25 protein-coding genes are annotated in these 21,308 nt (G+C 61.6%); 10 read left to right on the top strand and 15 right to left on the bottom strand.

Features of this window, described 5'->3' with window-relative positions; translation table 11 throughout:
* The first annotated feature begins 214 nt into the window (after positions 1 to 214).
* Positions 215 to 1,423: a putative DNA modification/repair radical SAM protein gene (locus B0G82_RS14695; RefSeq protein WP_121307785.1), complete on the top strand. Its 1,209-nt coding sequence runs from the start codon at positions 215 to 217 to the stop codon at positions 1,421 to 1,423.
* Between the two features lie 9 nt (positions 1,424 to 1,432).
* On the top strand, positions 1,433 to 2,908 hold the full coding sequence (locus B0G82_RS14690; RefSeq protein WP_121307784.1) for a UdgX family uracil-DNA binding protein: 1,476 nt from the start codon (positions 1,433 to 1,435) through the stop codon (positions 2,906 to 2,908).
* A 202-nt stretch (positions 2,909 to 3,110) separates the two neighbouring features.
* Here B0G82_RS14690 and B0G82_RS14685 read toward each other — a convergent pair whose 3' ends face one another.
* From B0G82_RS14685 to B0G82_RS14660, 6 genes are all read right to left on the bottom strand, one after another.
* On the bottom strand, positions 3,111 to 4,121 hold the full coding sequence (locus B0G82_RS14685; RefSeq protein WP_121307783.1) for a LysR family transcriptional regulator: 1,011 nt from the start codon (positions 4,119 to 4,121) through the stop codon (positions 3,111 to 3,113).
* A 100-nt stretch (positions 4,122 to 4,221) separates the two neighbouring features.
* On the bottom strand, positions 4,222 to 4,629 hold the full coding sequence (locus B0G82_RS14680; protein ID WP_121308703.1) for a cupin domain-containing protein: 408 nt from the start codon (positions 4,627 to 4,629) through the stop codon (positions 4,222 to 4,224).
* Positions 4,630 to 4,700: 71 nt separating this feature from the next.
* Positions 4,701 to 5,180, bottom strand: a complete 480-nt coding sequence (locus B0G82_RS14675; RefSeq protein WP_121307782.1) for a carboxymuconolactone decarboxylase family protein — start codon at positions 5,178 to 5,180, stop codon at positions 4,701 to 4,703.
* A gap of 183 nt (positions 5,181 to 5,363) precedes the next feature.
* Positions 5,364 to 6,245: an RNA polymerase sigma-70 factor gene (locus tag B0G82_RS14670; RefSeq protein ID WP_121307781.1), complete on the bottom strand. Its 882-nt coding sequence runs from the start codon at positions 6,243 to 6,245 to the stop codon at positions 5,364 to 5,366.
* An 11-nt stretch (positions 6,246 to 6,256) separates the two neighbouring features.
* Complete coding sequence (locus B0G82_RS14665) at positions 6,257 to 6,694, bottom strand: hypothetical protein (protein ID WP_121307780.1); 438 nt, start codon at positions 6,692 to 6,694, stop codon at positions 6,257 to 6,259.
* Between the two features lie 187 nt (positions 6,695 to 6,881).
* Complete coding sequence (locus tag B0G82_RS14660; protein ID WP_121307779.1) at positions 6,882 to 7,793, bottom strand: AraC family transcriptional regulator; 912 nt, start codon at positions 7,791 to 7,793, stop codon at positions 6,882 to 6,884.
* Positions 7,794 to 7,891: 98 nt separating this feature from the next.
* On the opposite strand from B0G82_RS14660, the gene B0G82_RS14655 reads away from it, so the two are divergent.
* Positions 7,892 to 8,635, top strand: coding sequence for an SDR family oxidoreductase (locus tag B0G82_RS14655; protein ID WP_121307778.1), 744 nt, complete (start codon positions 7,892 to 7,894; stop codon positions 8,633 to 8,635).
* A 13-nt stretch (positions 8,636 to 8,648) separates the two neighbouring features.
* On the opposite strand, the gene B0G82_RS14650 is transcribed toward B0G82_RS14655, so the two are convergent.
* A complete protein-coding gene (locus B0G82_RS14650) occupies positions 8,649 to 9,155 on the bottom strand; it encodes a hypothetical protein (protein WP_121307777.1) in 507 nt (168 codons plus the stop codon).
* Positions 9,156 to 9,308: 153 nt separating this feature from the next.
* On the opposite strand from B0G82_RS14650, the gene B0G82_RS14645 reads away from it, so the two are divergent.
* The 4 genes from B0G82_RS14645 to B0G82_RS14630 all read left to right on the top strand — a co-directional run bounded on the left by B0G82_RS14645 (position 9,309) and on the right by B0G82_RS14630 (position 13,021).
* Complete coding sequence (locus B0G82_RS14645) at positions 9,309 to 10,214, top strand: DUF72 domain-containing protein (protein ID WP_121307776.1); 906 nt, start codon at positions 9,309 to 9,311, stop codon at positions 10,212 to 10,214.
* 275 nt (positions 10,215 to 10,489) lie between these two features.
* Entirely contained in the window at positions 10,490 to 11,089 is a 600-nt protein-coding gene (locus B0G82_RS14640; protein ID WP_121307775.1) for a ParB/Srx family N-terminal domain-containing protein, read from the top strand.
* 50 nt (positions 11,090 to 11,139) lie between these two features.
* Entirely contained in the window at positions 11,140 to 12,036 is an 897-nt protein-coding gene (locus B0G82_RS14635; protein ID WP_121307774.1) for an endonuclease/exonuclease/phosphatase family protein, read from the top strand.
* Between the two features lie 67 nt (positions 12,037 to 12,103).
* A complete protein-coding gene (locus B0G82_RS14630) occupies positions 12,104 to 13,021 on the top strand; it encodes a YihY/virulence factor BrkB family protein (RefSeq protein ID WP_116141903.1) in 918 nt (305 codons plus the stop codon).
* Between the two features lie 191 nt (positions 13,022 to 13,212).
* On the opposite strand, the gene B0G82_RS14625 is transcribed toward B0G82_RS14630, so the two are convergent.
* Complete coding sequence (locus tag B0G82_RS14625) at positions 13,213 to 13,476, bottom strand: DUF2934 domain-containing protein (RefSeq protein WP_121307773.1); 264 nt, start codon at positions 13,474 to 13,476, stop codon at positions 13,213 to 13,215.
* Between the two features lie 564 nt (positions 13,477 to 14,040).
* On the opposite strand from B0G82_RS14625, the gene B0G82_RS14620 reads away from it, so the two are divergent.
* Positions 14,041 to 14,385: a hypothetical protein gene (locus tag B0G82_RS14620; protein WP_121307772.1), complete on the top strand. Its 345-nt coding sequence runs from the start codon at positions 14,041 to 14,043 to the stop codon at positions 14,383 to 14,385.
* Positions 14,386 to 14,439: 54 nt separating this feature from the next.
* Here B0G82_RS14620 and B0G82_RS14615 read toward each other — a convergent pair whose 3' ends face one another.
* From B0G82_RS14615 to B0G82_RS14600, 5 genes are all read right to left on the bottom strand, one after another.
* Positions 14,440 to 15,105, bottom strand: coding sequence for a protein-L-isoaspartate(D-aspartate) O-methyltransferase (locus tag B0G82_RS14615; protein WP_121307771.1), 666 nt, complete (start codon positions 15,103 to 15,105; stop codon positions 14,440 to 14,442).
* A gap of 411 nt (positions 15,106 to 15,516) precedes the next feature.
* On the bottom strand, positions 15,517 to 15,675 hold the full coding sequence (locus B0G82_RS40075) for a hypothetical protein (protein WP_166799213.1): 159 nt from the start codon (positions 15,673 to 15,675) through the stop codon (positions 15,517 to 15,519).
* Between the two features lie 27 nt (positions 15,676 to 15,702).
* Entirely contained in the window at positions 15,703 to 16,446 is a 744-nt protein-coding gene (gene phbB, locus B0G82_RS14610; RefSeq protein ID WP_121307770.1) for an acetoacetyl-CoA reductase, read from the bottom strand.
* A 158-nt stretch (positions 16,447 to 16,604) separates the two neighbouring features.
* Positions 16,605 to 17,171 carry a TIGR01841 family phasin gene (gene phaP / locus B0G82_RS14605; RefSeq protein ID WP_121307769.1) on the bottom strand — a complete coding sequence of 189 codons (567 nt, stop codon included), beginning with the start codon at positions 17,169 to 17,171 and terminating at the stop codon, positions 16,605 to 16,607.
* Positions 17,172 to 17,406: 235 nt separating this feature from the next.
* A complete protein-coding gene (locus B0G82_RS14600; RefSeq protein WP_106285546.1) occupies positions 17,407 to 17,604 on the bottom strand; it encodes a hypothetical protein in 198 nt (65 codons plus the stop codon).
* Between the two features lie 876 nt (positions 17,605 to 18,480).
* On the opposite strand from B0G82_RS14600, the gene B0G82_RS14590 reads away from it, so the two are divergent.
* Entirely contained in the window at positions 18,481 to 18,882 is a 402-nt protein-coding gene (locus B0G82_RS14590) for a hypothetical protein (RefSeq protein WP_241974590.1), read from the top strand.
* A gap of 87 nt (positions 18,883 to 18,969) precedes the next feature.
* On the opposite strand, the gene B0G82_RS14585 is transcribed toward B0G82_RS14590, so the two are convergent.
* Complete coding sequence (locus B0G82_RS14585) at positions 18,970 to 19,242, bottom strand: hypothetical protein (protein WP_106285543.1); 273 nt, start codon at positions 19,240 to 19,242, stop codon at positions 18,970 to 18,972.
* Positions 19,243 to 19,514: 272 nt separating this feature from the next.
* On the opposite strand from B0G82_RS14585, the gene B0G82_RS40070 reads away from it, so the two are divergent.
* Complete coding sequence (locus B0G82_RS40070; protein ID WP_199730091.1) at positions 19,515 to 19,664, top strand: hypothetical protein; 150 nt, start codon at positions 19,515 to 19,517, stop codon at positions 19,662 to 19,664.
* 193 nt (positions 19,665 to 19,857) lie between these two features.
* Here the strand turns inward: B0G82_RS40070 and B0G82_RS14575 are convergent, their stop codons facing one another.
* Complete coding sequence (locus B0G82_RS14575) at positions 19,858 to 21,285, bottom strand: cytosine permease (RefSeq protein ID WP_121307766.1); 1,428 nt, start codon at positions 21,283 to 21,285, stop codon at positions 19,858 to 19,860.
* Between the last annotated feature and the right edge of the window lie 23 nt (positions 21,286 to 21,308).

The raw sequence follows: 21,308 nt of genomic DNA, 5'->3' as shown, positions 1-21,308 counted from the left end.
GGCTCACCCGCGGTACCTGCTCTATTCAGACCGCTCGACTGTGCGAGGTTCCGCGATCGCCTTTATCAAACCCGGTCGTTACTCATGAGATAGCTCCCCGTTGCAGGCAAAAGCAGCACAATTCCGCCCCCAGCCGTTTCCCATAAAAAAAACCGCTTGCACTCACCGCCTCCCCACGTACAATACTGTACATCCATACAGTATTGGTGGCAACGTGGAACTGCTCAAAAAGCTGGAAGTATTGGCCGACGCCGCGAAGTACGACGCGTCATGCGCAAGCAGCGGCGCGCCCAAACGCGGCTCGCGCGGCATTGCGGGCCTCGGCGCCAGCACCGGCGCGGGCATCTGCCACAGTTTCACGCCAGACGGGCGCTGCGTCTCGCTGCTGAAAATCCTGCTCACCAATTTCTGTTTGTACGACTGTCAGTACTGCGTCAACCGGCGCTCGAGCAACGTGCCGCGCGCGCGCTTCACGCCCGAGGAAGTCGTCGACCTGACGCTGGATTTTTATCGGCGCAATTACATCGACGGACTGTTTCTGAGTTCCGGAATCATTCGGTCGTCGAACTACACGATGGAACAGCTCGTGCGCGTCGCCCAGTCGTTGCGTGAGGATCATCAGTTTCGCGGCTATCTTCATCTGAAGACGATTCCTGACGCCGATCCGCAGTTGATTGCGCAAGCCGGGCGTTATGCCGACCGTTTGAGCGTGAACATCGAACTGCCTACGGACAGCAGCCTCGCGCTGCTCGCGCCGGAAAAGAACGTCCGCACCATCAAGCTCGCCATGGGCTCGATCCGCCTTGCGCAGGAAGAAGCGCATAGCGACGCCGGAGCGCCAAAGTTCACGCCCGCGGGCCAAAGCACGCAGATGATCGTCGGCGCGGATCAGACGAACGACAGCACGATCTTGCAGACCGCCGCGACGCTCTACGGGTCATACAAGCTCAAGCGCGTCTATTACTCCGCCTTCAGCCCGATTCCCGACAGTCCCTCTGCCTTGCCGGCTCAGGCGCCGCCGTTGTTACGCGAACATCGGCTGTATCAGGCGGATTTCCTGATGCGCGGCTACGGCTTCAGTGCGGACGAATTGTTCGAACAGCCGGGCAACCTGTCGCTCGACATCGATCCGAAGCTCGCGTGGGCGTTGGCGCATCGCGAGCAGTTTCCGGTCGACCTGAACCGCGCGCCGCTGCGCATGATCGCGCGCGTGCCGGGCATCGGCATGCGCAACGCAAAACGGTTGGTGGAGTTACGGCGTTCGCGCCGGGTGCGGTACGAGGACCTCGTGCGGCTGCGTTGTCCGCTGGAAAAGATCAAGCCATTTGTCGTGACGCAAGACTATCGCGCGGCGCTGCATGACACGTCGTCGGCCCGCTTGCGCCGGGTATTGGCGCCGCCGGTGCAACTGGCGTTGTTGTGAAGCGTCGCAATGCGTTCCATCGTTATCGAAGACCATTTCGTCGCCTGGCGCGCCGCATCGCTCAGCGCTTTAGCCGAAGGCCTCGCGCCGGAGGCGATCGAATGGCGCATCAAGCAGGACCCTGAGTTAGCGCAGGAGCAGGCGCTGTTCGACTATGGCACGACGTCAGAGGAAGCCGAGGCTCGATCCACCGCCGTGCATGTTTCGAAGGAGCTGGCGGCGCTATTGCAAGACGCCGCCCTGTGCCGCGAATCACAGCGTTGGGCGTTTCTGTACAAGGTCCTGTGGCGCTGGCATCACGGCGACCGCGCGGCCGCCTCGCCGGCGGACGCGGATGGCGCACGCCTTTATCGCATGGCCAAAAGCGTGCGGCGCGCCAAGCACGACATGATTGCCTACGCGCGGTTTCGCAAGCAGGCGTCGGCGTCAACGGCGGCGGTGCAGACGCCCGAATACATCGCCTGGCACGAACCCGAGCATGATGTATTGGCGTGGGCCGCGGAACATTTTGCGCAACGCATGGGGCGCGCGACCTGGATGATCACCACGCCGCGCGGCGCCGCTTTCTGGGACGGTCAGCAACTGCATCTGAAGCAGCGCCGCGCCCTGCCTCGTGACCATCGTTGCGATACCGCCGACGAAGCCGAGGCGCTATGGCTCGCCTACTACCGCAGCACGTTCAATCCGGCGCGGCTGAACGAGGCGGCGCTCGAACAGCACATGCCGGTACGCTTCTGGAAAGGCTTGCCCGAAGGTCATCTGATCCCCGCCATGATCAGCGAAGCGAAAAGCGGCGCGCGCCGTGTGGCGCAGGCGAGCGGCGTCGGCGCGCTGGGCGGCAAAATCATTCCGATCGAAGCGGACATGGCGCAACCGATTCGCGTCCAGCCCTCGTCGCTCGATACCTGCCGGCGTTGCGACCTGTGGCGCAATGCGACGCAAGCTGTCGGGAGTTCGGGGCCAGGCGACGCGCGCATCATGCTGATCGGCGAGCAGCCTGGCGACCAGGAAGATCTGAGTGGCCAGCCGTTCGTCGGGCCGGCGGGGCAATTGCTGGAGACTGCGATCACGCGCGCCGGCTTGTCGCGCGAGCAGGTCTATCTGACCAACGCGGTGAAGCATTTCAAGTGGGAACCGCGCGGCAAGCGCAGGCTGCACAAAACGCCGGGACAGCGTGAGATCGAAGCGTGTTCTTACTGGCTCGAGAGCGAGTTGCACGCGGTGCGCCCGGCGGTGATTGTCGCGCTTGGCGCCACGGCGCTGACTGCCTTGCTGCGCGGGAAGGTCAGCCTGAAAGATTATCTCGACGCGCCATTCAACGTGGACGGCGGCTGGGGCATCGCCACCTATCATCCGTCGTTCGCGTTACGGCAGCAGACCGACGCGGACCGCGACAAAATATTGGCCGAGATCAGCAACGCGCTCATCCGGGCACGTGAGCTGGCCGAATCGGCCACGCCGACCGCAACGAAAGAGCAGCAATGAACAACAAATGACGCAGCGAAGCCATCTTCCTGCTGTTAGACAATCAGTTCACAACAAAAACTCACGCAACGCCACGACACCCCGCACGTGCCATGCGTACAGAAAACATGGCAGCGACGCACTGCGTCATGCAGCAGCGCCGCAGCTAAACGCACCGCGTTGCATGAAAAGCCTCAATCAACGCAAGGTCGCTCAGATGCCGTCACTCGACCGTCGATAACGACGACCGCGTCGTCATCGACGTCACGCACTGGAGGTCGAGCGCGCGCGTGTGCTCGGTCATGTAGTCGACGAACACGCGGACCCGCGCGGGAAGCTGCTTGCGGCTGAGATAGCAGAGGTAATGGCCGCCATCTTCCGGCGCGTGCTGCCCGAGACAACTGAGCAACTGCCCGTCGGCCAGCAGGTCGCACACCTGATAGGCGGGCAACTGCGCAATTCCCAGCCCGTCCAGCACCGACTGCACGATCAGGTCGGGGTCGTTGAATGTGTGCTGCGCAACGGGCTGGTGGCGCTGCGGGAGACCGTCCACCTTGAACTCCCATTCACTGATGCGGCCGGACGCGGCGAGGAAGTTGATGCAACGATGCTCCGCCAGTTCATCGACATGCCGTGGCAGCCCGTGTCTTCGCGCATAAGCGGGCGACGCGCAGACTAGCATCTGCATCGGAATCAGCCGGCGCGCCACGATTCCGCTGTCCGCCAGACGCCCGTCGTGAAACGATACGTCGACACGGTCGGCCGTGAAATCGGCGGGTCGATCGTTCAGCAGCAGTTCGAGGGCGATCTCGGGATAGCGCGCATGAAAGCCCCGCAGCAACGGCGCGACGATCTTGCGGCCGAAGCCCGGTGGAGAGACGATGCGCAGATGGCCGCGCGGCGGCCCGTTGCGCAGCTCCCGCATGTCTTCCAGCGCCTGGGCGATGCGCTCGATGCCAGGCTGACAGTTCTCGTAGAACAGCTCACCCTCGCGCGTCAACGAAGTGCTGCGCGTGGTGCGCAGAAAGAGGCGCGCGTCGAGCTGGGCCTCGAGCTTCTGCACGTTGCGGCTAACGGAGGAACGCCCGATGCCGAGGCGATCGCCAGCGCGGGCAAAGCTGCCTTCGTTGGCAACGGCGAGAAAGGAAACGACGCCGGCGTAGCTGGTCGCGAAACTGCTTGCGAACGGGTCGGCGGCGCCGGCGATACGGCGGCGTGAGGGGTCGTCTGACATGGAAGCGCGGTTCGTAAAGTCCATAGCGACTAGACGTATCAGCACTGCCATTTGTGACACGGTCCGCCCTTTTTTGAAACCGGATGCGGCGCAGAGGCGGCTATTTCTCCGGAACGAGAACCGGTGCGCCTTTATCCTTCAGCAGTAGCACGAGGAACCTGGCCGGCTTCGTCTGGCTGGCGTTGCGCCCGACCGTGTGAACATCGTTTGGACCTTCATAGAAGGTCTGCCCGGGCGTCAGCGTGACTTCCTTGCCGCCCTTGACCTGCATCACGATCGATCCTTCCAGCACATAGATAAAACCGTGCGCATGATGCCGATGGACTGGGTCCGCCGCGCCCGGCGGATACTCGACGGCGATCATCAAGGCTTCCTTGCCCGGATAGTCGTCAAGAGGCTGCGTCATCAACGGCGTGACGACTGCGGCGGGCGCCTCGGCGCGCGCCACGCTCAACGACGCGCTCACGACGACGAGCGCGGCCAGTGCCGTATTTCTCAAACGAGGCATGATAAGTGTGTCCATGAATAACGCGGCCCGCCCGCGCGGGCCTGAACTGGACAAAAGCGAAACCCGTCTGCTCAGACGAGGTTCGCCTTGTCCAGACCGAATGCCTTGTCGGACGAACCCGGCACCGTCTTGAACGCGACGTTCGCACGGTTCCATCCGTTGATCGCCATCACTTCGAACGTCAGGTCCGACAGTTCCTTTTCGGAAAATTGGCCACGCACGCGTTCGTAGAGCTCGTCGGGCACGCCGTGCTCGGGAAGCCGGGTCAACACTTCCGTCCATGCCAGCGCGGCGCGTTCGCACGGCGCGAAAAGCGTCGACTCGCGCCACGTCGCGAGGTGATGGACGCGCAACTCGCGTTCGCCGTGCATGCGCGCTTCCTTCACGTGCATGTCCAGGCAGAATCCACAGCCGTTGAGTTGCGACGCCCGGATCGACACCAGGTCACGGATCGATTCTTCGATCGTGCTGTCTTTCAGCAGATTGCTGAGTTCGAAAAACTTCTTGAACAGTTCCGGCGATTGCTGCACATAGTTGATACGCTGCGTCATGATTTCTCCTGGCGACGATGAGTGGCCACCCTGCCTTGCAGGTGGCGTTAGCGGCAACGAGCCGCACAAAGTCATCGTAGGTGGACGCGGCGTGTCACGGTAGGCCTGGGGACGCGCTCACCATGTTGTCCGCGCGGCACCAATCGAGTCGTCGAGGCGCCCGAGCCGCGGAGAGACCGGCGTTCAGCCGTTGGCGTGTGCTGCCGCGATGCGCGCGAGCTTGTCAGGGTTGCGCTGCACATGAATACGGACGATGCGTTCGCCGTCGGTTTCGAACGACTGTGCCGATTCGAGTTTGCCTTCGATAAAGCGCAGCAGCGCCCATTGGCCGTTGAGCACCACGAGCTTGACGCTGAGTTCGTCGCCATAACGCCGGGACGACGCGTAGAACAGCTGCGCGATGCGCTGGCCGCCAACCATTGGTTTCGGGAAGCTCTGGACTTTGCCGCCGCCGTCGCCGATCAGCTTTGCGTCTTCGGCCAGCAATGCGTTGATCGCGTGAAAGTCGCCGCGCTGCAGCGCCTGCACGAATGTGCTCAGCAAGCGCAGATGCGTTTCGCGCGGTACTTCGTAGCGTGGACGTTCGTCGCGCAGTTGCGCTTTCGCACGGCTTACCAGCTGACGGCACGCCGCCTCCGTCTTGCCCATGGCCTGGGCGACCTCGTCATAGTCGGCGTCGAATATTTCGCGCAGCAGGAACGCCGCGCGGGCTTCAGGCGTCAGCCGCTCGAGCAGCACCAGAAAAGCCACGGAGATGTCGTCGGCGCGCTCCGTGGCCTCCTCCGGCGTTGCCGGCAAATCGCTCATCAGCGGTTCGGGCAACCAGATGCCCGTGTAGTGTTCGCGTTGAATCTTCGCCGCGCGCAGACGGTCGATGGACATTCGTGTCGTGACCGCGACCAGCCATGCCTCCGCGTTGTCGATGGCATCACGGGCTGTTGCATGCCAGCGCAGCCAGACGTCCTGCACGATATCTTCGGCCTCGGCAACCGACCCCAGCATTCGATACGCAATCTTCTGCAAGCGCGGGCGCAGCCCGTTAAAGGCACGTGCGTTGTCGTCCATGCACCGGTTTCCTATTTTTCCCGCAGCGATGCGACATATTGTTTGGCGGCTTCGTTGCCATGCGCGAGCGCCCGTGACGCCAGAGAAAATCCCACCTGAGTTTCATGGGCGACTGCGCTGCGGTCTTCATCGAAGACCTTTGCCGCGCGCCGAAGATGTTGCGCCGCCTGCCCATGAAGCTCCGACGCCGCTGCATGATGTTGCGCGGCAGTCAGGCCGCTATCGACGGACCCTGCCGGCAATGGCGCGCCTGAATGCCTGGCGGCGAGATTGGATTCCTCGATGGCATATAGCGCATGGCCTTGTGCCAATACGGCCTGATGAGCGGCGTGATCGTAATTCCTGGCCGCCTCGTAGTACTGCGATGCCTCGCGATGAAAGCGCGCCGCCTGTTCGTGATGCGATGCGGCAGCATCGAGATGCACTTTTTTACCCTGCTTCGTATTCATGGCAGATCCTCCTGGAGCGGCCTCGCTCTGCAGCAATGCGAGAGACACTCAAAGCCGGCTGGCACAACTCTGATTGGCAAGAGCGTTTCGCGCCGAATGCATGACTTGTTCTAATCGACGTTGCAGTTCACCGCGAACAAATACTACCTGAAAATATGCAGGCAACTCGGCCCCATTCCGGCACACATCACAGGCGTGACGTGTCGCTTTGCTCGTGCGCGTACTGAGTCGGCGGTAGTCCGACATGGCGAGTGAACGCGACGCTGAACGCACTTGCCGAACTGTAGCCGACGCGCTCCGCTACTTTCGCGACGCCGCTGCCATTCTGCCGCAGCAGGTTCTTCGCCAAGGCCATGCGCCAGGACAACAGGTATTCCATCGGCGCGACGCCGACTGCGCGGCTGAAGCGTTCGAAAAATGCCGAGCGGGACAGCGCGGCGGCTGCCGCCAGTTGCGCAACCGTCCAGGACTTGCCAGGACTTTCGTGCATCTGACGTATGGCCAGCGCAAGACGTCCGTCGGCGAGTCCGCGCACAAGGCCGGGCGACGCTGCCGTTCCCGTCGACCGGAGCGCTTCGATGAAAAGAACCTCGAGCAGCCGCGCGAGCACGACCTCCCGCGCGGGACGCTGTTCACGAGATTCGTCTCTCACGAGTTTCACCAGGGTGGCCAGCCTGGGCTCGCCGCGAACATGCACGAGATCAGGAAGAAGTGACACCAGCAAGGCCGCGTCCGGCGAACCGAACACGCAGTGGCCGACAAGCAGTTGCACGTCAGCCGGGTCGCCCTCGACGCCGAGCCTGAATCCGCCGTCGAGCAGCGCGACGGGCGAAGTGTCGGCGTCCTCCTGTTCGGGTGGCTCGAGACTGGACATCGTGAAGCCGCATACCTCAGGGATCAGAACGAAATCATCTGCCTGAAGAATGATCGGCTCGTGCCCATTCGTCACGAGGCGGCACGAACCGGCGAGGATCACGCAGTAGAACGGCTGCCCGGCTTCAGAGCGGCGAACGCGCCAGCGACCGGCGCCGCTGACCACCTTCGAGAACGTGGCGAGCGGCTGCAGCAGCGTGACGATCTCGGCAAGAGGGTCCACCATAACCGGACTCCTTCGAATGAAAACCGGACGCTCGATTGTAGCAAGTCCGGTGGTGGCGACTTATTGTGTGGATCTCGCCACCCTCTATTGGACTCGCCATGAAAACCGTCCTGATCACCGGCTGCTCGTCCGGATTCGGCCTCGACACCGCCCTCTATTTCCTCGATCGTGACTGGCGCGTCATCGCCACCATGCGCACGCCGCGCGAGGATGTTCTGCCGCGCTCCGAACGTCTGCACGTACTTGCCCTCGATGTGACGGATCCGGTGAGCATCCGTGATGCCGTGAAGGCTGCCGGGCCGCTCGACGTACTCGTCAATAACGCGGGGATTGGCGTACTGAACGCCCTCGAAGGCACCTCGATGGACATCGCTCGTGAAGTCTTCGAAACGAACACGCTCGGCACGATAGCGATGACCCAGGCGGTCCTGCCTCAGTTTCGGAAACGCAGAGGAGGCGTCGTCGTCAACGTCACTTCGAGTGTGACCTTGAGGCCGCTCCATCTGTTGTCCGTGTACACCGCCAGCAAGGCGGCGATCAACGCCTTCAGCGAATCCGTGGCGCTGGAACTGGAGCCGTTCAATGTACACGTGCGCCTCGTCCTGCCGGGACGCGCGCCGGAAACCCGCTTCGGCGAGAACGCGCGGTCCCGCATGCAGGGCGGCGTTCCGGAAGCGTATTCGGATCTGGCGCAACGCGTCTTCGCCCAATGGCAGCAGGAGTCGGCGATCACTCGCTCGCTCGACGTAGCGCAAGCCGTGTGGCGCGCGGCGAACGACCCATCGGCCCCGCTGCGCATCGCCGCCGGTGAGGACGCTATTGCGTGGGCCAATTCGCAGTGAAGCGGGACGGTTGTCAGGACTTCTTCGTACGCGGTAGCGCCGCATTCAGAAACGGATTGAAGGTGCTCGACCCGGCCGGCGTATCGGCTTTGTTCGAGCGACGCCGCTTGGCCGAGGGTGCACTGCCGGACAATTGCGCCAGCAGTTCATCCGCAGCGGATTCTTCGTTCACGTCGGCTGGTTTTCTGCTTTTGGCGCGCCGCGGTTCGGCCTCCTTGGCAGTTTCACTCGCAGCGCCAGCCGAAAGCGCGGTTTCCGCGATGTGTTCGACCACCGTCATAAACGAGGTCGACGCCGACTTCTGCTCACCGCCCGGAAGCATCGTCTGAACGACAATTTCATGCAGCGAGCGGCCATCGACGGAACGGACTCGTGGGCTGCCATGCCAGTCGACATCCGCTTGCGCGAACGCGCCAATGACGCGCTCCAGCACCGCCGGCGACAGAACGCCACCGTCGTAGAGGCTAACGACCACGCGCTCGAAAATTCCAAACGCAGTTGATGGAGAAGCTTTCGGCACGACTTCTTACTCCTTGATAGTCCGTTGTTAAGCGCCCTGCAGTCAGGCGATCCGTACCCCGTGAACTGAACCCCGGACGCCGCGACACTGCGGGAACACCGGTTGCTCGCGTCGTCTGCATTCGGTTCACACATGCAACCGCGCGATAGACCCATGAAACAGATCGGCGACGTACGTATCGGCATTTCGGGTTGGCGCTACAAGGGATGGAGAGATGCGTTCTACCCCCGTGGGCTGAAACAGGCCGCCGAACTGCAGTTTGCGTCGTCGCTTTTTCAGAGCATTGAAATCAATGGTACGCATTACAGCCTTCAGTCGCTCGACAGTTGGCGGCGTTGGTATGCCGAGACGCCCGCCGACTTCGTCTTCAGTGTGAAAGGCGCGCGGTATCTGACGCATCTACTGCGTTTCCGCGACGACAGCGCGCAAGTCGCCAGCGCCAACTTTTTCGCGCAGGGCCTGCTCGCCCTGAATGAAAAGCTGGGCCCCATTCTGTGGCAGTTCCCGCCTTCGTTCCGCTTCGAGCCGGCGGCCATGGAACGCTTTTTACGTTTCCTGCCTCGCGACACCGCGGCCGCGCTCTCTTTGGCGGAGCAACACGATGCGCGGGTCAAGACGCCCTATGTCGCGATGGACCGCAAGCGCAAACTGCGCCATGCCGTTGAGGTGCGTCACGCCAGTTTTATGGATGCCGCCTTCATCGACATGCTCAGGCAGTACGACACCGCGCTGGTCGTCTCCGATTCGACCGAACCGTGGCCACTGGCGGAAGATGTCACCGCTGACTTCGTTTACATCCGACTGCATGGCACCGAGTCGCGGTATTCCGGCGCCTACGCGGACGAAGCGCTAGACGACTGGGCCGCCCGGATCGACGCATGGCGCCGCGGTTCGCAGCCCGCCGACGCGCGGTTGATCGCGCCGAATCTTCATCCTCCGCGTCGGGCGCACCGCGACGTGTACTGCTATTTCGACAACGATGCCAAAACACATGCGCCCTTCGACGCGCAGCGGTTGATTGAGCGGCTCGGCTTAGAAGCCGTGCATTCGGTGGCGTAAGCGGAAGCCAGGCTTTCAGCACGGACCACAAGCATTACCTCGATTGTTTGCGCTTGCCGCTCAGCTTGTCCGCGAGTTAAAGGGCAGCGACAATCGCGTCATTCACGCGTTGCCGCGCGGTTTGACGTGGAGCAAGGCACAGGCCCGGCGCGAGAGTGAGGGTTCGTCATGACGACCGCCAGACACGCGCGCTGCTTCTATTCGCAACGGCATGCATCTTGCGCGAGGACTCAACAGGCGGACTCTGGTCGACCGCTTTTTGCAAGGGAGACGGCATGATCACACTAAAAATCGAACGCCTGCGTCCCACTCAACTGACACACGGCGCGCGGGAGGTCCGCAATAAAATCAGCCAATATAAAGCGCTGAGCGGGCACGATCTGGAAATGGCCATCGCTGAGAAACCGATACCCGTCGTCTACGGTCCCGGCAACACGCCGTCTGCGATCGACCATCATCACGTGGCCGCCGCGCTCTGGCACGTGGGCGTCAAATCCGTGCCGGTCGTTCTGGTCAGGGATCTTTCCTCTTATTCGCAGGCGTCTTTCTGGCTGAGCATGGAAAACGAACGGTGGGCGTATCCGTTCGACGCTGAAGGCAAACGTCGGCCGTTTTCCGATTTGCCGGAACACATCTGGGCGCTGCTCGATGACGAGTACTGCAGCCTCGCAGCGGCAGTGCGCGATGCCGGCGGTTATGAGAAAACCAATGTCCCGCTGGAAGAATTCCGCTGGGCCGACTTCTTTCGCTCGAATCTGCCAAGACCGGACAGTGACGAGACATTCGCCGCGCTAGTGGACGAAGCGATCGGCCTGGCAAAGACCAAGGCGGCGCTGGGACTGCCCGGCTACCTCGGTCCGGACACAGTGGGCTAGCTCTGCCCCGGACAACCGGGCGGCGCAAGCCGAATGGAGTTTAAACCGCCATGAAACTCGTCGATTGGAATGTTCAATGGGGACGCGGCGTGGACGGCCGGGTCGACCTCGCCCGAATCGTGCGCGAAGCGCGCGCGCTGTGCGATTTCGACATTCTCTGCGTGCAGGAAGTCACGCGCGGTTTTCATGAAGGCCCGGCGTCGGGCGGTTTGGCCGGCGGCCCATCCGCCGACCAATTCGTCGAGCTGGCCGCACTGCTTCCGCAGTTCACGGTGCTCGACGCAGTGGGCTCCGATCTTCCGGCGCTCGGCGCGAGCCGGCACCGGCGTCAGTTTGGCAACGCGATCGTCACGCGCCTGCCCGTCAGGCAAGTACTGCGTCATTCGCTGCCGTGGCCTGCGGACCCCGCCAAGCCGTCGATGATGAGAGTCGCGCTCGAAGCCGTGATCGAAACCGATATCGGCGCGATTCGGGTGATCTCCACGCACCTCGAGTTCTATTCGGAGAAGCAGCGGCTCGCGCAGGTCGCCAGTTTGCGGGAACTGCACAGAGAAGCGTGCGCTCACGCGCAAGCGCCCGCCAAGGCGGAGAAAATCGACAGCCCGTTTTACGACACCGCGCGACCCGTGGACGCGATTGTCTGTGGTGACTTTAACAGTGCGTTCGAAAGCAGCGCGTATTGCCGGATGCTCGAACCGATTGCCGACGCTCCCCGTTTTATCGATGCGTGGGCCAGTTCGCACCCTCGCGCGCCGCGTGCCCCTACAGTGGGTTTATATGATCACGACCAGTGGCCGGAGGGGCCCTTCGCCTGCGATTTCATTTTCGTAACGGAGGATCTGACATCGCGCATCGCAGCTTGCGAGGTCGATCAGGATAGCGAGGCCTCGGACCATCAGCCGATGTGGCTCGAACTGCGCCAGGCGTCGATAAAGAACAATCGCTGACGTCGCGGCGGCTCGGAAATTGCTCTGATCGAGAACACGGAAGACAACCAGCCGGCCGGAGAACAGTATGGAATATCAGCGACGCGATGCAGGCTCCCGATCCAGCCGGGCAGGCGGCGCAGTGGCCGTCATGAGGGACGCCGTCGAGCGATTTTCGTCGGACCGTTGCGCGATGATGGGCGCGAGCATCGGCTTCTACTCCGCGTTTTCGCTGGCTCCGACTTTAGTGATCGTCCTCGCCATTACAGGCTGGTTCGTCGGCCGCGACATCGCGCAGGGGCAATTCTTCGGTCAGATCAGGCAGTTGCTTGGCAATGACGCCGCCAGTGCGATGCAGGCTGTCGTCGAGCACGCGCATCGTTCCAATGGTAGCGGCGTGGCGGCGGCGTTCTCTGTCGTGCTGCTTCTCGTCGGGGCTTCGGCGACGTTTTCCTGCCTGAATACAGCACTCGATGTCGTGTTCGCGGCGAAATCGCCTAAAGGCCTTGCGGGCCTCGCGTGGGTCATACGGGCGCGACTCGTCTCGCTCGGCCTGCTCATGGGACTCAGCTTTCTGCTGGTGGTCTCGCTGGTACTCGACGCCGCGATACAGACGGCCGGCAGCGCCGTTTTCGGTAGCTCGACGCTTAGCGTCGTTGCCGACGTCGCGCAGTCCATTTTCGGCCTCGTGATACTGACGTTCGGACTCGGAGCTCTGATCAAGTGGCTCCCCGACAAGCGGGTCAATTTCCGTTCCGCGTTGATCGGCGGGGCCGTCGCGGCGCTGCTGTTCACCGTGGGCCGACACCTGTTTGGTTTATATCTCGCGCATGCTGGAACCGCGGGCGCATTCGGTGCAGCAGGTTCGCTCGCTGTGTTGATGATGTGGTTATATTTTTGCGGCATCGTTTTTCTTTTCGGCGCGGAGGTCACTGCTTCGTTGTCTCAAACGCCGAAAGACGATAACGCCGCGGACGTCAAGGCTCGTTTGAACGCGGCGCATTGAAGCGCCCTAGAAAAGCGGGCGTTTTGAAAACTGGACATGCGAGGCGGCGAGTATGCGGCCTCAATCCACGCACGCGAGGCGCGGCAGCGTGAGGCGATCCTGCCGACGCCCGCAACGCAGTTCGGCCAGTCCGATCAGTAGCGACCAGCATCTGCGAGCCGTGCGCTCCGAACGCCACGGCAGCGCCGACGCTACCGGTTTTCTCGAGTTCCTGCATGCACACCGTCGCCAGACACGTCCTGCAATTGCTCTTCCGGCGCGATGCGGCCGCCCCGCTCCCGTTCGGCTGACTGATCGGCGCTGGGTTCAGGACTGTCCTGCGCATCGTCACCCTCGGCTTCGATCTGCCGGCGCGCTTCCTCCCAGTGCTTTTCCGCGTTGTTGTCCGGTGACGGATCGTTTTCCCAGAGATGATATGCCCGGGTACGAATGCGGGCTTCGAGATCGTTGTCCATGCTGCGTTTCTCCTAAAAAAGTGCATGCGGCGATGCGAGCCGGTGTCGCGGCGAGTCCGGCGCCCTACTGTCGTTCGCTGATCGGTACGCGCACGGACGAAGCATGAAGATGCAGAGCGCGCCGGATAACAGAGGCCGGACAGTGTCGTCCCCAAGTGCGGATCTCACGTTGCACGGGAAGTGCGAATGGCCCTATGAGCTTGAGCAAAGGCTATACCCGCACGGCTTGGAAACTGGGCGGTTTCCACAGGCTCACGTTGCTTTGCTCGACTTGCAATGCAGTGCAAAAGTTGGCGCCTATGCGTGTTTCTTCTATAAATCGCTAAAGGATCGCCATTCGCCGCTCTTCCTGAGCGACCAGTCCCACCATCGCAACGGCACGCCATACCATAGTATCGACGAGCGATTCAGCGGGTCTCCGCACACAGAGCGTCGCCGATTCCGGTGCACAGTCCTCACGTTCGGTGAACCGGCGGACTATAACGGTACTCATACAGCGAACGTCCTGCGAGCGGCCGATCGGCTCCCGCTCCTGCCCGCGTGACTGGCCATTCGGAGTTCAGAATGCAATCGACTGACGAGCAAGTCGCAGTGCCACCGGATGATCCCGCCGCGAAAAAGATGGCGGCTGAAAACAGCACAGCGGATCAGCAAGATCGTTACCGGCTCACCGTGCGCGCAAAGGCGGGGCATCTGAGGGTCGTTGCCGCGTGGCAGGTTCTCGGTTGCGAAGCACCGCAGGCGGACCACGTGCGCATCCGTGTGGATCGGCGTCACTGCTACGAAGAAATGACCGTGACATTCACGGCGGTGTCGCCCGACACGCTCGCGGCGATGGTGGGCCGGTTGGTCGCGCTCCCGTGGGCGCTAGACGCGTATTTTTGTCCCTGCGCATTGTCATCGGGGTAACAGCATCCTTTCCGCGTCCGCTGTCCGACGAATGCCTCACGCGCCCGCATCGACCTACCACCCGTCCATGTCGCCCCAGCCCTGGGCACCGATCAACGGCACAAAACGCACGAGATCGAGTATTTCTTCGTGGTAGGTTGTGCTGCTGACCCGAGTGAGGCGGATCAGCCGCTGATGGTCCGGATCCGGGCCCACGGGCATCACAATCCGGCCGTCGATCTCGAGTTGCGCGCTCCACGCCGGTGGCACGCCCGGACCGGACGCGGTGGCGACGATGGCATCGAACGGGGCACGCGCCGGCAACCCGAGCGTGCCGTCCGCGGTGTAGACGTTCACGTTGCCGTAACCGAGCGCGCGGAGCCGATCCATGGCGCTCTCAGCCAGCTGCCGATGACGCTCGATCGTGTCGACGCGCGCGACCATTTCCGCGAGCACGGCCGCCGCGTAGCCGGAACCCGTGCCGATCTCGAGCACACGGTCTTCCGGCTCGAGACGCGCCGCCTGCAGCATGCGCGCGACCATGAACGGTTGCGTGATGGTCTGGCCGGCATCGATCGGCAGGGCTGCGTCCGCATAAGCCCACGCGCGCAAATCAGGGCTTAGAAACACCTCGCGCGGCACGCGCCGCATTGCGTTCAGAATGCGCGAATCCGCGATGCCGCGCGCGATCAGTTGCCGCTCGACCATCCTTTCGCGCGACGTTGCAAGATCTTCATGCACCGTGCTTCTCCCCTTATTGTGCAGCGGCACACTGTCCCGGGGCTGCTGAACATACTTCACCATAGCGCGAAAAATACCGGATGACATGGCCTGAGAACGAAGGCCGTTATGTACGCGGAGCCGCTTATCTTTTTTCAGCAACTGACGTGCCTCGGGACCGGGTATGCAGGCAGCTCATCACGCCCGCCTACGCCGATGACAGCGCCCGCCGACATCGGGCGAAGAGTGCGAAAAACGCTTGATATAAAGGGGCAAGGTCACGCGCCGTGCGCTCGCGCAACATTCGTGGTCCGCTTAAAGCGTCACGACAATCGTCATCGCGCTCATCACGAAGAACAGTTGGCCGTCGAGCGCGGCAACAAGTCCTCTTTCCATCGACAATTCACCGCGCCCTGGAGCGCGGTAACCGGCTCAATGCCGTGCGCTGCGCCAATGCGGCCAGTAGTGATGGTGCCCCATCTGCCTAAGCCGCTTTCGACGCATTTGCTCCTGGTGATAGTGAGCGGCGACGAACACGGCTGCGGTCGCCATCACGAACGAACCTACGACGATTGCCACTGCTTCATTCATCGGAACCTCCGTTGCTGACTATCCGCTTCATTGCAGGTGCTGCCCGCCATTGATCGCAATGTTGGCTCCCGTCACGAAACCGGCTTCGCGCGAACATAGATAGAGCACCAATGCGGCGACTTCGTCGGGCTGTCCGAGCCGGCCGACCGGAATCTGCGGAATGATCTTCGTCTCGCGGATTTCCTCGGGCACCGCCATCACCATCTTCGTTGCGATATAACCTGGCGAGATCGTGTTGACGGTCACGCCTCTCTTCGCCACCTCGATCGCCAGCGATTTCGTGAAGCCATGCACGCCCGCCTTGGCCGCCGCATAGTTGGTCTGACCGAAGCCGCCCTTCGAGCCGATGATCGACGACACGTTGATGATGCGGCCCCAGCCTCGCTCGACCATGCTGTCGCACACCGGCTTCGTCATGTTGAATACCGAATCGAGGTTGGTTCGGATTACCGCGTCCCAATTGACCTTGTCCAGCTTCTTGAAGCTCGCGTCGCGCGTGATGCCGGCGTTATTGATCAGGATATCGACCGGGCCGACTTCAGCTCCGATTTGCGCCGCGCATCGGCTGCACGAGTCGTAGTCGGCGACATCGACCGCGTATGCGCGGAACTGTCGTCCCTGCGCTTCCATCCGTGCGAGCCACTCGTTCGCGCCGGTGTTGGCCGGCGAACAGGTAACCACGACCGCATACCCGGCGTCATGCAGCTTGATGCTGATTGCTTCACCAAGTCCGCCCATTCCACCCGTCACCACCGCGATCTGCTTTGCCATCGAATCGTCCTCGCAAAAAATCGGCCTCGTAAATACCTGGAGCCACGCTGCATTCAGTCAAGAACTTGATGTACTGGAAACCGGCCTGCGCCGCTCCTTCAGTATTCCTCCAGATAAAACAGGAACGGCAACGCGGGCATCGCTGCCCGCGTTTGGTCTTATCCCTTCGCGCCGACGGCTACGGGAACCTGTTCGGCGCGTCGCGCGGCCTTCGAGGCTGTGGCTGTGACAGCGTCGAAATTACTCCCGGCGGCCTGCACGGCCTGTTGCCCGGTTTTCTGCAGGGTTTCGTACAGTGTGGTCGTGGCGCTGATCGCGGACTTCCACGCGGCGATCGCCGCTTCGGAACCTGCCGGCGCATTCTTCGCCGTTTCCTCGACGAATGCCTGCACGCGCGCGTTGTGCCGCTCGTACTGCGCCTGTGCCAACTGCGTGAGTTCAGCCTGCGTGGCCGATGCGATGTCGAACACTTGCCGGCCGTATGACAGCGATTTCTCCGCGAAAGGCCCGGTGAGGCCTGATTGCAGCGCGAACCATTGCAGCGGGTCTGTCGTGCCGGGCGACTTCGTTATATTCTCCTGCGCCTCAGCAAGCGTGGACCTGACGGCCTGCAGATTCAGCGCAACCAGTTTCTCCGCGCCTTCAAAGACCTTCCCTGTCAACCCGAAAAATGCGTCGAGGCTGGCCTTCACGGCAACGGCCTGGTCGGGACTCGATAGAGCCATGGTTGAATTCCTCAAAATTCGATCCGGTGCACGAAACCCCCGATCGGACGGGAGTGTTGCGACGGATCGTGATGGTGGATAAATCGAAGCGCAAGGACGCCTGTCAGGCAGAATGCGTCGCCAGAACTTCGACGGTCGTTACATCAACAGGCACTACAAACCAACCCGCAGCCAGAACACTGCGTTCATGACTGTGTCTTCGCCGTGCTCGCCGGGAGGCGAGCGCCGCGAATATTTAGCGCATCCGGGCGACCGCCCTGAGAATAGAATCGCCGTCGCTCGTAAGATGAGCACGCGGGCTTCCTGACGCAAAATTTTCCAGCGAGATGAGCTGCCGCTCCAGCAGTGTGTCGAGTTCGGCGCGGCCCAGTTCGATCTGGTCCGGTGCGCTCTTGATGAGCATCAAGGTAGCGAACTCATGGGGACTCAACATAGCGTCTCCTCGATTTAGTCTCTCTACGCCAAGCGTATGGATTACGTCTCCTGCATAACTGCCGGCAAATTCCCTGCCATTCCCTCCGTGAAGCAATCGTGCGAGAAATCGAATCACGGAGACGCCATCATAACCGCTCAATTTTTGAACGCAATATGTGAAATGCTTTTTTTGCGTCGATGCGTTTTCTTTTAATGTAGAACGCAACTCGAAGGTTTTTCCTTCGTCTGAGAAATCTCTGAAACGCATTACGCGCGTGGCTTTCATCTATCCGTATTACATATTGCCGTTTTAATAGCTCACTTACTTACCACAACTGATCGGCCGCGAATCCAATAGGCCGTTTATATTTGAATCGTATATTTATACGTTAAGTCCCGCCCGCTACGACTATCGCAAAATTGCGAAATATTTATTACGGTGGTCGTATTTGTCGCGCGGCGCCGGGTGAAAAAGCCGACGGACCAAATCGGTCATCTCCGATTCGACGAAAGCTCGCCAGATACTGGCCTCCGCCGGTATGTTCAGCCTCTTCGACAGAGGTATGATGGATGTTGCAAGTCACGTCCGCGTAGGAGGAAATCATGCCTTCAACACCACCCACACGCCGCATTCACCGGCCAGGAATTCCGGACCATCCAGTCCGCGGCGTTACGCCGGACACCCGGTCGGCGACCGCCAAATCTGCACCACGCACCAAGCCCGATGTTCCCGACGCCGCGGAAGCGGAACCGGTGCCGCACGAGCATCTGCCGAGCAGATCGGACGACAATTGAACCGCCTGCGTGTTTGCTGACACTGCGTGCCCCCGCTCCGCACAACCGTTCAACCACGAATGATCTATAACAATAAGGCGCTGCGGAGTGGACGGGCTGCGTGCTGTCCGGCCGCCCCCAAGTCCGCCATTCAACGGTGGAGGCTCAGCGAAGGCAGCCTGATGGATCCATGCTTTGTCTGTTCGAATTTCGATTAGCAGGTATCGGAGGCAACATGAAGTACGAGTACGGCGGCTGGGTTATCGACGCAACCGCGGATTTTTCGCTGGGTCAGTTCTTCGCGCATGCGCGGATCATCCGAACTTCTCCTGACGACGATGTGGATACTGAAATGCACATCGAGCGCAATCTTGCCTGGTTCGAAACCGAAGACGAGGCTATCGAGCTCGCGCGGCAATGGGCAATTGAGTGGATCGATGCGCGTGACGATCATCCCACGATGACGGACCCTGGTTCGTTGGCCCGGCAGAACGAAAGACCGGCGAAGGTCCCGGCCAGATAACCGGATATTGGCGCCAGCGTCTCATGCGTTGCGGCTGTGTTCGGGCCGCGGCGATCGCTGCGGCTTTTTTTCGTCCGGAGAATGGGGTCAGCGCGCGAACGTGTCGTCCACTACCCGCTGCCCTGCGCTATACCCCGCCATGAGCGCCTCGGCTTGCGTCGGGAACGGCTGCTGGATGGCCGCCCCGAGGCGGATCGGCGCAATCACGGGGCGCGTGGCGCCCACCGCGCCCATCGTTCTGACGTGCACGACGGCCACAAAGCCTCGCGGCGGCAGCAGCGTCACGCTGCCCGCGGTCTCCCAAACGGGTTCTAGCTCCACGGTGACCTCAAAGCCTTTGTACCCGTAGATTCTTTTCATCGCCGATCCTGCATGTTCTGCCCGGTCCTTGAACCGTGGAATGTCCCTGCAGGAAAGTGTACATCGCAGTTGCAACCACGCGGCGATAGGATTTCCGAATAATTCCGCTTGCAATATCAGGCCCGAAGAATGGCGTCATTCACCTCATCGCCGGCGTAGTGCCAGAGCGCGCGACGTCGCCGGCCTGGGCACCGTTACCGCACCGACAGCAGACCCTGACCGGAGACGGGGGCGGTCGCCTGAAATGACGGCCATATCCGCCTCGTCTAACGATGCAAGCGCCGTCAGCGCAGGTCGGCTCGAAGATTGCGGACTTCTCGTCCGAGGCGCTGGCGAAAAAGCGTTCGAAACGTCGCTCCGTCGACGTAATCGACCTCGGCCGCGATGGCGTCGAGGCCAAGACCGCTGCCGTGCAAGATTAACTGCGCCCGTTTCTGATTCAAGGCCGATAAGAATCGATCAGGATGCCGATCTATCCCGGCGTCCTGATCTTACTCACCTCTCCAGCCAGCTCGAGCTGACGATGCATCGCCTTCTTCGATGGAGCCGATCCGGACGATCGATCGTCGAGCTGGCGGAAGATTTCGATACTCTCGCATGCAAGCACGCCAACAGTCACGACTGTCTCGCCGGGCAAGCTGTAACACCGGCAGCCGTTTGTCTGCGCCGATAGCTTGAGTCGCGCGAGGCGAGCCAGTAATACAGCGGCGACGTCAGGAGCAGTCCAACAACCCATGAGAGATCCGCGCCGTCGAGATACTTCGGCACCGGACCCGCATACATCGGCGTGTTCATGAACGGAATCTGCACGACGATGCCGATCCCATAAGCAATCAACGCCTGTGCGTTGAAACGGCCGTAGATGCCACCGTCCACCTGGAAGATCGACTGGATGTCGTATTTGCCCTTGTGGATCACATAGAAGTCGATCAGATTGATCGCGGTCCACGGCACCAGCACGACCAGCAGCGCGAGCACGAGATCGACCAGATTGCCGACGAAATTCGTCGACGCGCCGATCGCGCCATAGCAGCATGCCAGAAGAATCGCAATCGACAGCACGGCCCGCGCTTTCGCCGTGGGAATCCAGCGATAGGCGAAGGTCTGCAGCGACGTGATGGCAGCAAGCACCGCGCCGTACAGGTTCAGCGCGTTGTGGCTGATCACGCTCAGCAGGAAGAGGACGAGCATCGGCAGCCCGAGCGGTCCGGTGGCCTGCTTGACGGCATCCATCGCGTCGGCGCCGGGCGCCACCGCGAGCACGGCTACCGCGCCGAAGACGAACGCGAGCGTCGAGCCGATCGTGCAGCCGAGGTAGGTCGCCCAGAACGTCGATGCAACACGCACATTCGCCGGCAGATAGCGCGAATAGTCGGACACGTACGGAGCGAAAGCGATTTGCCAGAGCGCCGACAGCGAAACCGTCGCGAGCCATCCGGCGATGTTGAATCCGCCGCGCGTGAGAAAGTCGTCCGTGGCGATATGCGTGAGGATATAGCCGAATCCGATCACGATGCCGATGCCGAGCACCCAGGTTCCGATGCGGTTCAGGAGATGGATGATCCGGTAACCGATGATGCCGATCAGCCCGGAACCCAGCGCGCCGATCACGATGCCGACAGGAACCGGAATAGCCTTCTCGATGCCGTGAAGAGACTTCCCGGCGAGCACGATATTGGACGCGAAGAAACCCACGTACATCACGCCTGCGATCACGGTGACCAGCAGCGCGCCCCATGAACCGAACTGCGCGCGGCTTTGGATCATCTGCGGGATGCCCATTTGCGGACCCTGCGCCGAATGCAGCGCCATCAGCACGCCGCCGACCGCCTGACCGACGACGATCGCCACGATGCCCCACAGCAAGTTCAAGTGGAAAATCTGCACGCCGAGCGCACCGGTGACGATGGGCAATGGCGCGATGTTGCCGCCGAACCATAGCGTGAACAGATCGCGTACCTTGCCATGGCGATCCTCGGGCGGCACATAGCCAATGGTGTGTTTTTCGATCAATGCCGGGGCATTGTGTTCGGAAGTATTCAAGTTCGTCTCCTTCTGTTGTGTCG

This window comes from Paraburkholderia sp. BL17N1 (assembly GCF_003634175.1).
In the GTDB taxonomy this organism is placed as follows: Bacteria; Pseudomonadota; Gammaproteobacteria; order Burkholderiales; family Burkholderiaceae; genus Paraburkholderia.
The sequence above is the reverse complement of the archived record's forward strand: the minus strand, read 5'-3'. Positions and strand labels throughout refer to the sequence as shown.